This window comes from Bradyrhizobium cedriense (assembly GCF_054602315.1).
Genome location: NZ_JBTSWB010000004.1, coordinates 525207 through 538015 on the forward strand (window position 1 = coordinate 525207; position 12809 = coordinate 538015).

12 protein-coding genes are annotated in these 12809 nt (G+C 65.3%); 10 read left to right on the forward strand and 2 right to left on the reverse strand.

Translation table 11 applies throughout. The features are described 5' to 3' along the window. Positions 1 to 22 precede the first annotated feature (22 nt). The 10 genes from ACYCVF_RS19070 (at position 23) to ACYCVF_RS19115 (ending at position 10145) form a co-directional block, all read left to right on the forward strand. Positions 23 to 964 carry an aminoglycoside phosphotransferase family protein gene (locus tag ACYCVF_RS19070; protein ID WP_459598859.1) on the forward strand — a complete coding sequence of 314 codons (942 nt, stop codon included), beginning with the start codon at positions 23 to 25 and terminating at the stop codon, positions 962 to 964. Positions 965 to 1353: 389 nt separating this feature from the next. After that, positions 1354 to 2976 (forward strand): ABC transporter substrate-binding protein, encoded by a 1623-nt coding sequence (locus tag ACYCVF_RS19075; protein WP_459598861.1) that lies wholly within the window; start codon positions 1354 to 1356, stop codon positions 2974 to 2976. Between the two features lie 115 nt (positions 2977 to 3091). Continuing rightward, the gene (locus ACYCVF_RS19080) at positions 3092 to 4105 is read left to right on the forward strand and encodes an ABC transporter permease (RefSeq protein WP_459598863.1); all 1014 of its coding nucleotides are present in this window, start codon (positions 3092 to 3094) and stop codon (positions 4103 to 4105) included. A gap of 213 nt (positions 4106 to 4318) precedes the next feature. Beyond that, positions 4319 to 5218, forward strand: coding sequence for an ABC transporter permease (locus ACYCVF_RS19085; protein ID WP_459598865.1), 900 nt, complete (start codon positions 4319 to 4321; stop codon positions 5216 to 5218). A gap of 94 nt (positions 5219 to 5312) precedes the next feature. Further along, complete coding sequence (locus ACYCVF_RS19090) at positions 5313 to 7082, forward strand: dipeptide ABC transporter ATP-binding protein (RefSeq protein WP_459598867.1); 1770 nt, start codon at positions 5313 to 5315, stop codon at positions 7080 to 7082. 26 nt (positions 7083 to 7108) lie between these two features. Next, positions 7109 to 7288 (forward strand): DUF4089 domain-containing protein, encoded by a 180-nt coding sequence (locus ACYCVF_RS19095; protein WP_459598869.1) that lies wholly within the window; start codon positions 7109 to 7111, stop codon positions 7286 to 7288. Positions 7289 to 7295: 7 nt separating this feature from the next. Next, positions 7296 to 8690 carry an AtzE family amidohydrolase gene (locus ACYCVF_RS19100; RefSeq protein WP_459598871.1) on the forward strand — a complete coding sequence of 465 codons (1395 nt, stop codon included), beginning with the start codon at positions 7296 to 7298 and terminating at the stop codon, positions 8688 to 8690. A gap of 1 nt (position 8691) precedes the next feature. After that, complete coding sequence (hpxZ, locus tag ACYCVF_RS19105) at positions 8692 to 9084, forward strand: oxalurate catabolism protein HpxZ (protein ID WP_459598873.1); 393 nt, start codon at positions 8692 to 8694, stop codon at positions 9082 to 9084. Positions 9085 to 9088: 4 nt separating this feature from the next. Continuing rightward, positions 9089 to 9811 carry a GntR family transcriptional regulator gene (locus tag ACYCVF_RS19110; protein ID WP_459598875.1) on the forward strand — a complete coding sequence of 241 codons (723 nt, stop codon included), beginning with the start codon at positions 9089 to 9091 and terminating at the stop codon, positions 9809 to 9811. A 118-nt stretch (positions 9812 to 9929) separates the two neighbouring features. Beyond that, positions 9930 to 10145 carry a hypothetical protein gene (locus ACYCVF_RS19115; protein WP_459598877.1) on the forward strand — a complete coding sequence of 72 codons (216 nt, stop codon included), beginning with the start codon at positions 9930 to 9932 and terminating at the stop codon, positions 10143 to 10145. Positions 10146 to 10160: 15 nt separating this feature from the next. On the opposite strand, the gene atzF is transcribed toward ACYCVF_RS19115, so the two are convergent. Both atzF and ACYCVF_RS19125 read right to left on the reverse strand, forming a co-directional pair. Further along, the gene (atzF, locus tag ACYCVF_RS19120) at positions 10161 to 11966 is read right to left on the reverse strand and encodes an allophanate hydrolase (RefSeq protein ID WP_459606591.1); all 1806 of its coding nucleotides are present in this window, start codon (positions 11964 to 11966) and stop codon (positions 10161 to 10163) included. Positions 11967 to 12161: 195 nt separating this feature from the next. Beyond that, entirely contained in the window at positions 12162 to 12668 is a 507-nt protein-coding gene (locus ACYCVF_RS19125; RefSeq protein ID WP_459598881.1) for a MarR family winged helix-turn-helix transcriptional regulator, read from the reverse strand. Positions 12669 to 12809 lie beyond the last annotated feature (141 nt).

Sequence of the window (12809 nt, forward strand, 5' to 3'; positions counted from 1 at the left end):
ACGGTTTCCAGAATGTAACCCGATGACACTGTCAAACCTCACCGACGCCGAAAGCTTCCGCGCCTTCCGCTCCGATTCGTCTCGATGGCTGCCGATCGCGATCGACATCGCGCGCAGCCATGGTCTCGATGTCAGCACTCCGCACGTGTTCGTAACCGGCACCAATCTCGTCGTGGGCCTCGGTGATCGCCTAGTCGTGAAGATCTTCCCGCCGCTGCTCCGCGCCCAATTCGTCTCCGAGCGCGGCTCGCTGACGCAGCTCGCCGGCCGTTTGCCTCTGCCGATCCCTGAGATCGTCGCCGAAGGCGTGCGCGACGGCTGGCCTTATCTGATCATCACGCGCCTTGCCGGCACGCTCGGCTCGGAGGTCTGGCCGCATTTGCCGGAAGACCAGAAGGAGCGCGTGCTGCGCCAGATCGGCGAGACCATCGCGTCCGTGCAGCGCGCCCCTCTTGGAGAACTCGCGCAGATCGAGCCGCGCTGGGACGAATTCATGCGCCGGCAGATCCAGGGTTGCCGCGCCAGGCACGCGCGTCTCGGCCTTGCACCGAAATTCCTCGCCGGCCTCGACGATCTCCTGTGCGACGCGGCGCGCCTCATTCCGATGGATGCGCCGCCGGTGATCCTGACCGGCGAATACATTCCGGAGAACTTCCTGCTTGCCTGCGATGACGGGGAATGGTCGCTCCAAGGCCTGTTCGACTTCGGCGACGTGCTCGCGGGGTGGCGCGACTACGACCTGCTCGGCCCCAGCGCCTTCATGGCGGCGGGCCGGCCGGGCAGGGTGCGCAGCCTGCTCGAAGGCTTTGGCTACACGAAGCTGGATTTCGCGCTCAAGCGCCGCTTGATGGCCTTGATGCTGCTGCACCGCGCCAGCGACCTCAATAGCCACATCTGCATCGAGGGCTGGCAGGAGAGGGCGGCGGACCTGGTCGAGTTGCAGGATCTGATCTGGGCGGAGTGAGCGCGCTCGCTCCACCTCCTGTCGTTCCGGGACGCCGCTGAGCGGCGAGCCCGGAACCCATTTTCGCGCGCATCCTGCAGCCCGATGATTTCGGGGCTTGGTGCCGTGCGCCCCGGAATGACAGCCGGGCCCGCTACGGCACGGCTCCCAAGGGAAGCGCCGTGTGTTGCCGCCTTTCAAATGAGCTTCCATCCGTGTCAGCCTAATTTTTATGCAAATGCCATTCTTTGTATGCAATTGGCGCGATACGTCGGCTTTCGAGCCCATCAACGAAAATTCAATAACTTACGAGAAATCAATAAGTTAAGTAAATATTAAGCTCTGATTAAGCTCTGGCACGAACCTTGCGAATCCGGTTCCACCAAAATCCTTTCTGGTGGAGCGATTTCATGAAGCGCCGCGATTTCCTCAAGTCCGTTTCCGGTTTGGCCGCTGGCGCGGCGCTTCCGGCCATGCCGTCCGTGATCTCCGGCGCCAAGGCCGATGCCCGCTCGGAGACGCTGCTGATCGTCTCGGAGGGCGGTCCCAACAATCTCGACATCCATGGCATCGGCACCAACGTGCCCGGCTACGAGGTGTCCTGGAATTGCTACGACCGCCTGATCAGCCACGAGATGAAGAGCGGCCCCGGCGGCGTGCCCTATTACGACCGCGACAAGTTCAAGGGCGAGCTGGCCGAAGACTTCAAGATCGACGACATGTCGGTCACCTTCAAGCTGAAGAAGAAAGCCAAGTTCCACGACGGCACGCCGGTCACGGCCAAGGACGTCAAGTGGTCGCTGGACCGCGCCGTCAGCGTCGGCGGCTTCCCGACCTTCCAGATGAGCGCGGGTTCGCTGACCAAGCCGGAGCAGTTCGTCGTGATCGACGATCATACGGTGCGTGTCGACTTCCTGAAGAAGGACAGGCTCACGATTCCCGATCTCGCCGTCATCGTGCCCTGCATCGTCAACTCGGAGCTGGTGAAGAAGAACGCCAGCGAGAAGGACCCCTGGGGCCTCGAGTTCACGAAACAGCAGACCGCCGGCTCCGGCGCCTACAAGGTGGTGAAGTGGACCGCCGGCACCGAAGTGGTCATGGAGCGCAACGACGATTGGGTCGGCGGTCCCTTGCCCAAGATCAAGCGCGTGATCTGGCGCATGGTGCCGCAGGCCGGCAACCGCCGCGCGCTGCTCGAGCGCGGCGACGCCGACATCTCCTATGAGCTGCCGTTCAAGGATTTCCAGGAGATGAAGGCGAGCGGCAAGCTCAACGTGGTGTCGCTGCCGTTCTCGAACGGCATCCAGTATATCGGCATGAACGTGACCAAGCCGCCGTTCGACAATCCCAAGGTCCGGCAGGCGATGGCCTATGCGATGCCGTACCAGAAGATCATGGATGCCGTGCTGTTCGGCCTGGGCAATCCCATGTTCGGAGCGCCCAAGGACAAGGCGACCGAAGTCGCCTGGCCGCAGCCGCACAAATACAACACCGACATGGAGAAGGCGAAGGCGCTGCTGGCAGAGGCCGGCTACGCCAACGGGTTCGAGACCACGATCTCGTTCGACCTCAATTTTGCCGGCGTCAACGAGCCGCTCTGCATCCTCGTGCAGGAATCGCTCGCCCAGCTCGGCATCAAGGCCACCATCAACAAGGTGCCCGGCGCCAACTGGCGCACCGAATTGAACAAGAAGGAGATGCCGCTCTTCACCAACGTGTTCTCGGGCTGGCTCGATTACCCCGAATACTTCTTCTACTGGTGCTATCACGGCAACAATTCCGTCTTCAACACCATGAGCTACAAGTCGGCGGAGATGGACAAGCTGATCGACGGCGCGCGCACCGCCGCTTCAACCGGCGACACGGCGACCTACGACAAGGACGTGAAGGGCTTCGTCGATCTCGCGTTCAGCGACATCCCGCGCATCCCGCTGTACCAGCCCTTCGTCAACGTCGCGATGCAGAAGAACATCAGCGGCTATCAATACTGGTTCCACCGACGCCTGGACTATCGCGCGATGGCGAAGGGGTGAGCGGTGCGAATGGTGAGTGGCGAGTAGCGAACAGGGGGTGGCGAATGCAGGCTGTCGGCGGTGAAAATCCACTCGCCATTCGCTATTCGCCATTCGCGCGAGCGGAGCGAGCCCCATGCTGACCATGATCGGCAAGCGCCTGATGTTCGCGATTCCTTCGCTGATCGGCGTCGTCATCGTCACCTTCCTGCTGACGCGCGCATTGCCGGGCGACCCCGCGGCGTACTTCGCCGGCCCCGCCGCGACCAAGGAGGCGGTGGAGCAGATCCGCAAGAAGCTCGGTCTCGACAAGCCGCTGATCGAGCAGTTCTTCCGCTACACCAATGATCTCGCTCACGGCGATTTCGGCAACTCGCTGACGACGGGCCAGCCCGTGGCTGCGGAAATCCGAAATCGCCTGCCGGCCTCCGCCGAGTTGACCCTGCTCGGCCTTTTCGTCTCGATCGCGATCGCCATCCCGCTCGGCGTGCTGGCAGCCACGCGGCCGGGCTCGTGGGTCGACCATCTCTGCCGTGTCACGACGACGGCGGGCGTGTCGCTGCCCGTGTTCTTCACCGGCCTCGTACTGGTCTACGTCTTCTACTTCCGCCTCGGCTGGTCGCCCGCGCCACTCGGCCGTCTCGATGTGTTCTACAGCGCGCCGCCGACGGTCACCGGCTTTTATCTGATCGACACCCTGATCGCACGCGATCTCGAGGCGTTCCGTTCGGCGCTGAGCCAGCTGATCCTGCCGGCGACGACGCTCGCGATCTTCTCGCTGGCGCCCATCGCACGCATGACGCGCGCCTCGATGCTGGCGGTGCTGGCCAGCGAATTCGTCCGCACCGCGCGTGCCAGCGGCCTGTCGCCGGCCACCGTGATCGTGACCTACGCATTCCGCAATGCCATGCTGCCGGTGATCACCACGCTCAGCATGGTGTTCTCGTTCCTGCTTGGCGCCAACGTGCTGGTCGAGAAGGTCTTCGCCTGGCCCGGCATCGGCTCCTATGCGGTGGAAGCGCTGATCTCGTCGGACTTCGCCCCGGTGCAGGGTTTCGTGCTGACCATGGCGGTCATGTACGTGCTGCTCAACCTGGTGATCGACATTCTCTACGGCGTGATCGATCCGCGCGTGCGGCTGGAGGGCTGAACCAATGAGGTTTCGTCCGATGCAAACCCCGACGAAGGTGCGCCCTCTCTCCCGCTTGCGGGGGAGGGTTGGGGAGGGGGTATCTCCGCGGGCGAGGGTCCCGATGTGGAGAGAGCCCCCACCCGGCGCGTTGCGCCGACCTCCCCCGCAAGCGGGAGAGGTAAGGCACCCCCACGGCTTGCTGGTTCGGTCAAACAACATCCGGGTGGTCCCATGAGCACCGTTGCGCCTGCTGCGGAGCCGGTCGGTCCCGCGCGCACGTCCGGCCTGGTCGCGATCCTCGAGCAGACCCGCTACGTTCTCGGCGAGAACAAGGTTACGGGCTTTGCCTTCGCGCTGCTGATCCTGATCCTCGCCGCCGCGATCTTCGGCCCCTATGTGGTGCCGTACGATCCGCTCGCCTCCGACACCGCCGCTGCGCTGAAGCCGCCGTCGGCGGCGCACTGGTTCGGCACCGACCAGCTCGGGCGCGACATCTTCAGCCGCGTCATCGTCGCAACCCGGCTCGACGTCTTCATCGCGGTTGCGTCGGTCGCGCTGGTGTTCCTGATGGGCGGGCTTGCCGGAATCGCCGCCGGCTATTTCGGCGGCTGGACCGATCGCATCGTCGGCCGCATCGCCGACACCATCATGGCTTTCCCGCTGTTCGTGCTGGCGATGGGCATCGTCGCGGCGCTCGGCAACACCGTGCAGAACATCATCCTCGCCACCGCGATCGTGAACTTCCCGCTCTATGCCCGCGTCGCGCGTGCGGAGGCGAATGTGCGCCGCAACGCCGGTTTCGTGCAGGCGGCCCGCCTGTCGGGCAACGGCGAATTCCGTATCCTCCTGGTGCACATCCTGCCGAACATCATGCCGATCATGATCGTGCAGATGTCGCTGACCATGGGCTATGCCATCCTCAATGCCGCGGGCCTGTCCTTCATCGGCCTCGGCGTTCGCCCGCCCACTGCCGAATGGGGCATCATGGTCGCGGAAGGCGCCGGCTTCATGGTGTCAGGGGAATGGTGGATCGCGCTATTCCCGGGCCTCGCCCTGATGATCGCCGTGTTCTGCTTCAACCTCCTCGGCGACGGCCTGCGCGACATCGTCGACCCGCAGCGGAGGACGTGATGGCGAATTTCCGTCGAAAATTCCCCAACGATTTCAACGTCGTTCTACTGTGCATGGGGTTGTTTTCGCACTTTTTGGGTGACGGGGGCCGTTCATGACCGCCCAGCCCCTGCTCGACGTCCAGGACCTCACCGTCGAATTTTCCACCCGCCGCGGCATCGTCAAAGCCGTGCAGCACGTCAGCATCTCCGTCGCCAAGGGCGAGACGCTCGCTATCGTCGGCGAGTCCGGCTCCGGCAAGTCGGTGACGTCCTACGCGGTGATGCGCATCCTCGACCGCGCCGGGCGGATCGCCGAGGGCTCGGTGATGTTCTCCGGCATCGACGTCAAGGCCGCGAGCGAAGACCAGATGCGCGATTTGCGCGGCCGCGAAGTCTCGATGATCTTCCAGAACCCGCGCGCGGCGCTGAACCCGATCCGGAAAGTCGGCGACCAGATCGAGGACGTGCTGCGCACCCATGTGCAGCAGGCCCAGGTGGCCGATCACGGCGAGAAGGCGATCGAGGCGCTGGAGCAGGTCAAGATCGCCCGCCCGCGCGAGCGCTACCACGCCTATCCGTTCGAACTGTCGGGCGGCATGTGCCAGCGCGTCGTCATCGCGCTCGCGCTCGCCTGCAATCCGCAGCTCCTGATCGCGGACGAGCCGACCACCGGCCTCGACGTCACCACCCAGAAGGCGGTGATGGATCTGATCGTCGAGCTGACCAGGCGGCGCGCGATGTCGACCATCCTGATCACGCATGATCTGGGCCTGGCTGCCGCCTATTGCGACCGCGTGGTCGTCATGGAGAAAGGCCGCGTGGTCGAAACCGCCAGCGCTGCCGACATCTTCGCCAATCCGCAGCACCCCTACACCAAGAAGCTGATGCGCGCGACGCCGCGGCTCGGGGTGAACTTGCGCGATCTGCTGCCGGAGGAAGAAGGCGCTACCGTCATGGCGGGTCTTGACCCGGCCATCCATCCCGCTTCGCAAGATGCCTCTCCCTCGATGGCCCCCCAGGGCAAGTCCGGGGGTGACGAGACATCACAACCCCTTCTCCTCGTGGACAAGCTGGTCAAGGAATATCCCCGCCAGGGCGCCACCGCCGTGCTCGGCAAGCTGTTCGGCCGCAAGCCGCCGGTGGAGCCCGACGTGTTCCGGGCCGTCGACGGCATCAGCTTCTCGATCGGCCATGGCGAGAGCGTCGGCCTCGTCGGCGAGTCCGGCTGCGGCAAATCGACGACGTCGATGATGGTGATGCGGTTGCTGGATCAGACCTCCGGCCTGATCCAGTTCGACGGCGAGGACATCGGCGCCATGCCGCCTGCCTCCTTCGCCCGCCTGCCGCAGCGCAGCCGCATCCAGATGGTGTTCCAGGATCCGACCGACAGCCTCAACCCGCGCTTCACCGCCGCGCGCGCCATCGCCGACCCCATCATGCAGCTCGGCGACGTCAAGGGACGCGACGCGCTCCGCGCCCGCTGCGAGGAACTGGCCACCATGGTCGGCCTGCCGCACAACCTGCTCGACCGCTTCCCGCACCAATTGTCCGGCGGCCAGAAGGCCCGCGTCGGCATTGCCCGGGCCATCGCTCTGCATCCGAAGCTCGTCATCCTCGATGAGCCGACGGCGGCCCTCGACGTCTCGGTGCAGGCCGTGGTCCTCAATCTGCTGCAGGACCTCAAGGCGCGGCTAGGTATGAGTTATCTGTTCGTCTCGCATGATTTGAATGTGGTGCGCTTGTTGTGCGATCGTGTCATTGTGATGCGGACGGGTCGAATCGTCGAGGAAGGTTCGTCCGAGCAGGTGCTCAGCGATCCCAAGGACGACTACACCAAGGAGCTGCTGACGGCGATTCCGCATCCGCCGCTGCAGGTACACTAAGAGTGCACTGATTGTCTGAGAGCGTGATGGCCGAACCCCTGGACGACTATATCGACGCCGTATCGAAAGCGCTGGCGCTGCCGGTCGAGGAGGCCTGGAAGCCCGCGGTGCGCGCCAACCTCGAAGTCTCGCTGCGGCTTGCCCGTCTCGTCGACGAATTCGCGCTGCCGGACGAGACCGAGCCGGCGCCCGTCTTTACGGCCTGACGCCGCCATGACCGCAAAGCCAGAGATGACTGCCGCCGAGATCGCGAAAGCGGTGGCGGGCGGCCAATTGTCCGCGCTAGCTGCCACCGATGCCGCGCTTGCGCGCATCAAGCAGCATGACGGCATCATCAATTCCTTCACCGACGTCACCGCCGAACGTGCCCGTGCAAAGGCGCGCGCGATCGATGCGGACGTCGCCGCGGGCAAGACCGTCGGCCCGCTCGCCGGCGTGCCCTTTGCGGTGAAGAACCTGTTCGACGTCGCGGGCCTGCCCACGCGTGCGGGCTCGAGGATCAACCGCGACCTCGCACCCGCCAAGCGCGATGCGGCGCTGATCGAGCGGATGGAAGCGGCCGGCGCCGTGCTGGTCGGTGCGCTCAACATGGGCGAATACGCCTACGACTTCACCGGCGAGAACGTCCACGACGGCCCGTCGCGCAATCCGCATGACACGACGCGCATGACCGGCGGCTCGTCAGGCGGCTCGGGCAGCGCTGTGGGCGGCGCGCTGGTGCCGATCGCGCTGGGCTCGGATACCAACGGCTCGATCCGCGTACCGTCCTCGTTCTGCGGCATCTTTGGCCTGAAGCCCACCTATGGCCGGCTGTCGCGGGCGCGTTCGTTCCCGTTCGTGGCGAGTCTCGATCATCTCGGTCCGTTCGCGCGCTCCGTCACCGATCTCGCGCTCGCCTATGACGTGATGCAGGGGCCAGATGCCGACGATGCCGCCTGCACGACGCGTGGGCTGGAACCGACGCTGCCGCTGCTCGCCAATCCGGTCTCGGATCTGCGCATCGCCATTGCCGGCGGTCACTTCCAGAAGAACGTGTTTCCGGAAGCGGTCGAAGCCGTCAGCCGCGTTGCCAAGGCGCTTGGCGCAACGCAGGTGGTCGAGGTGCCCGAGGCTTCGCGCGCACGCGCTGCCGCCTACGTCATCACCACCACCGAAGGCGCTTCGCTGCACCTCGATCGCCTGCGCAAGCGCCCGAACGACTTCGATCCGGCGGTGCGTGACCGGCTGATCGCGGGCGCCATGGTGCCGGCGCCGCTGGTCGATCGCGCGCAAAAGTTCCGCCGCTGGTATCGCGCCCAGCTCGCCGAGATCTTCAAATCCGTCGACGTGCTGCTTGCGCCGGCGACGCCCTGCACCGCGCCAAAGCTAGGCCAGGTGAATTTCAATCTCGACGGCGTCGAGTTGCCGGTGCGCGCCAATATCGGCATCCACACCCAGCCGATATCGTTCATCGGCCTGCCCGTGGTCGCAGTTCCGGTGCCGCTCGAGCCCTTGCCGATCGGCGTCCAGATCATCGCCGCGCCCTGGCGCGAGGACATCGCGCTGCGCGTCGCGCACGCATTGGAGAAGATGGGCGTCGTTGCTGCGCCGTCCCCAAGAGGATTGTGACATGGAGATCGATCTCCCTGAGGTGATAGCGGAAGTCAAAGCCGCGTTCGATCGATATGAGCAGGCGCTCGTCACCAACGACGTCGCCGTGCTCGGCGAAATTTTCCGCAACGACCCGCGCACCCTGCGCTACGGCATCGGCGAGAACCTCTATGGCTATGAGGCCATCTCGGGCTTCCGCGCCGCCCGCTCGCCGGTCGGGCTGAACCGGCGCACGGCAAAGACGGTGATCACCAGCTACGGCCGCGACACGGCCGTTGCCTCCACCTTGTTCTATCGCGACACGGCGCCCGGCAAGGTCGGCCGGCAGATGCAGACGTGGATTCGCTTCCCGGAGGGCTGGCGCGTCGTTGCGGCTCATGTCAGCATCATCGACGAGCCGAAAGAGACCTGACCGAATGACGCTTGACGATCTTCCGCCCGGGACATTGCCGGCCGAGCCGGTGGTGCCCCGCCTCGACCGGGCACTTCCGTCGCTGCAGAAGGTCACGCGTGCCGAGGAACTGCGGCTTCAACTCGCCGACGAAATCGTGCGGGGAACGCTGGCACCAGGCGCCCCACTGGACGAGACCGATATCGCACGGCGCTTCAGCGTCTCGCGTACGCCGGTGCGTGAGGCGCTGCGCCAGCTGGCAGCGAGCGGGCTCGTCGAAGCGCGTGCCCATCGTGGCGCGGTGGTGGCGCAGCCATCTATCGAGCGGCTGACAGGCATGTTCGAGGCGATGGCGGAGCTTGAGGCCTTGTGCGCAGGCCTTGCCGCCGAACGCATGTCGGCGGCCGAGCGCCACGGCCTGGAGGCCATCCACGAAGAACTGCGGGTGCTGAGCTACACCGGCAATCCCGAGCGCTTCCACGAGGTCAACGAGCGCTTCCACAACGCGATCTATGCCGGTTCGCAGAACGGCTACATCGCCGAGATCACGCTCGCCACCCGCGTCCGCGTCCAGCCGTTCCGCCGCGCCCAGTTCCGCAATCTCGGCCGCCTCGCCAAGTCGCAAGCCGAGCACGACCGCGTCGTCGTCGCCATCATGCGCGGCGACAAGCAAGGTGCGGCAGCGGCGATGCGCGCGCATATCGAGCTGGTGCGCGGCGAGTACGAGATTTACGCGGTGTCGGTGTAGTTCATCATCTCGCGAGCTGGTTGGTGCGCTCACCGCGAGGTGAAGGAACGGCGTCTCCCGTCGGGAACCCGGCTCTACCACGATCGTTTCTCCCATCCATTCGATGAGGAGAAACACCATGGCGTCCTCCGAGAAAGATCCCCGCCGTCACACCCAGAAGATGAAGCAGCGTCTCCAGGAGACGGTGGCGCATCTGCGCGAAGACATCCGCAAGGTCGACGAGCCGCAGCTCACCGCCATGTTCGAAACCTCGGCCGAGGTGCTGTCCGGCCTCGTCAAGGCGTTCGATGATTACGAGAAGAAGAACGAAGCCGCCTGGCGCAAATCGGCGTGAGATCGCAACTGCCGTCTACGCCGTCGCGGCATCCGCCATGTAAGCGCGCCAGCCGCCATAGGCGGTGATATCGCGGGCATCGCCCAGCACTTCCGGCTCGACGAGAAACCCCTTCACGCTGCGGCCGTCCGCAAGGCGCACGGTGCCGATCGCCATCGGTGCGGGAATGGCGTTGACGAATCTGCCGAAGGCGGACGGCGACAGCGACCAGATCTCCAGCTCGATGGCGGCTCCCTTGCCGGCTGCGACGCGCAGCATGCCGGGCTTTGGCGGCGTGGTTTCGAGCGCGTAGAGCCTGTAGTCGGGCGCGGTCCTGGTTGCCTCGATCAGGCGTCCGTTCAGCGCCGTCAATTCGCCGTTCAGCGCCATGCCGGACAGATGCGCACCGACCACCGCGATCGGGATCTCGTCGCTGGTGGTGGTGGCAAGCACTGCGAGTGGTGCTTGCGCCACCCCCTTTGCGCCGACGGTGAGCTTGGTATCTGCATGGAAGACGCGGCCGATGCTGGCGAGCTGCGCATCGCGTCCCGCGGGCGCGAGCAGCGTGATGCCGAACGGAATGCCGTCGCTGCGAATCGAAGCCGGCACGGCGAGGCCGCAGAGGTCGAGCAGGTTGACGAAATTGGTGTAGGTGCCGAGCCGGCTGTTGAGCTCGATCGGGTTGGCGAGCACCTGTGCGGTCGTATAGGCCGTCGGTGCCGTCGGCAGCACCAGCGCGTCGATAGTGGCGAACGTGCGCTCGGCGGTCTTGCGCAGCCCTTGCAGGCGATAGAGCGCAGAGAAGGTCTCCGCCGCGGTCAGCCGCGCGCCGGCGGCGGTGATCTCGCGCGTCACGGGATGGATCGAGTCAGGCGCGGAGGCGAGCAGATCCTTGATCACGAGATATCGCTCGGCGACCCAGGGACCCTCATACAGCAGCCGTGCCGTCTCGTAGAACGGCTCGAGGTCGAACTCGACCAATATAGCGCCAAGCGCAGTCCATCGCTCCAATGCATCGCCGTAAGCGGCTTCCGCTTTCTTGTCGCCGAAGAAAATCAGTTGCCCCTTGCGCGGCACGCCCAGGCGCAAGTTTGCCGGCAACGGCGTAATCGCACCAAATGGCCGGTCGCGCGAAAACGGATCGGCCGGGTCTGGCCCGGCCATCACCGAGAGTGCGAGGGCAGCGTCGTCGACCGTCAAGGTGAATATCGAGATGCAATCCAGCGTGCGGCAGGCCGGGACGAGGCCAGCGGTCGAGATCATGCCGAGGCTCGGCTTCAGCCCGACGACGTTGTTGAGCATCGCCGGCACGCGGCCGGAGCCGGCGGTGTCGGTGCCGAGCGACAGCGGTACGAGACCGGCGCCGACCGCGGTCGCCGAGCCCGAGCTCGAGCCGCCGGGAATGAGATCATCGCGAATCGAATTCCTGGGGATGCCATAGGGCGAACGGACACCGACGAGGCCGGTCGCGAACTGGTCGAGATTGGTCTTGCCGATGATGATGGCGCCGGCGGCGCGCAGGCGCCTCACGGCGGTCGAGTCGTGGGCCGGCATGTAAGAGAAAGCCGGGCACGCGGCTGTGGTCGGAAAGCCCAATGCGTCGATATTGTCCTTCACCGCGACCGGCACGCCGTAGAGCGGCAGGCCGGTGGCGTCTTTCGTCGCAAGACGTTCGGCCTCGGCGATCGCGTCCTTTTCGTCACGGAGGCTGATGAACACCGCGGGATCATTGTGGTCGCGGATGCGCCGATAGGTCCGCGCGACCGTCTCGGCCGGCGTCAGCGTGCCCGCGCGGTGCGCGGCCACAATCGCGGCGATCGTTTCTGGCTGTTCAGCCCCCATGGCGACATAACTCCGGCAATCTCTGTCTTCGTCCGAGTGAAGCAAGCGATGTGCCATTGTGTACATTATCCGGGCAGAGCGTGCGTTCCAGATGTTATCGTGAGATCAGAGGCTTGGGCGACATTTGGCGGATTGATCGGCCCGCGATGCAAACGCCTTGTCTCGGGCATTTGCCTAGATTATGGGCAGCGAAGATCAGGTGAAGCCGGCGAGGATCCGGAGCAGGTGCGCCCGGTTCTCCTTGCCGATCTTCGCCTCGACGTGCCGCTCGTGCTCGGCCGCGAGCCGCTTGAACTTCGCCAGCGCGGTCTCGCCCTGCACGGTGAGGTGCAAGGCGTGGGAGCGCCGGTCCGTCTTCGACTTGATTCGCTTCACCAGCCTGCGCCGTTCGAGGCTGTCGAGCAGATGCACCAGTCGGGCGCGCTCGATGCCGAGACGCTTTGCCACCGCCATCTGGGACAGGCCCGGATTGGCGCCGATCACCGTCAGCACCGAATACTGCGTCGGCCGGATGTCCACCTCGCCGAGCGTCTTGATGAAGTCCTGGAAGATCCAGATCTGGAAGCGCCGCACCGCATAGCCGGCGTGGCCGGCCAGCGCGTCGAGGCCGACGCCGTCGGCGACACCGGAAGGTGCCGTCCCGTTGCCGGTGCTCTTGCGTGGGGAGAGGCGGGTGTCGGCGCGGGGTGCGCTGGCTGTCACGTCGGTGTCTCCTGTCGCGCGATCCTAACGCCTCGCGGGCCCGAGAGAAAGATTGTTGTTGACGACAACAATTGCCGTGCCCAACATTGTGGAAAGCGGCCCGGAACGAGGCTGCGACCGGGTCCAAATCCGGGCGGAGGA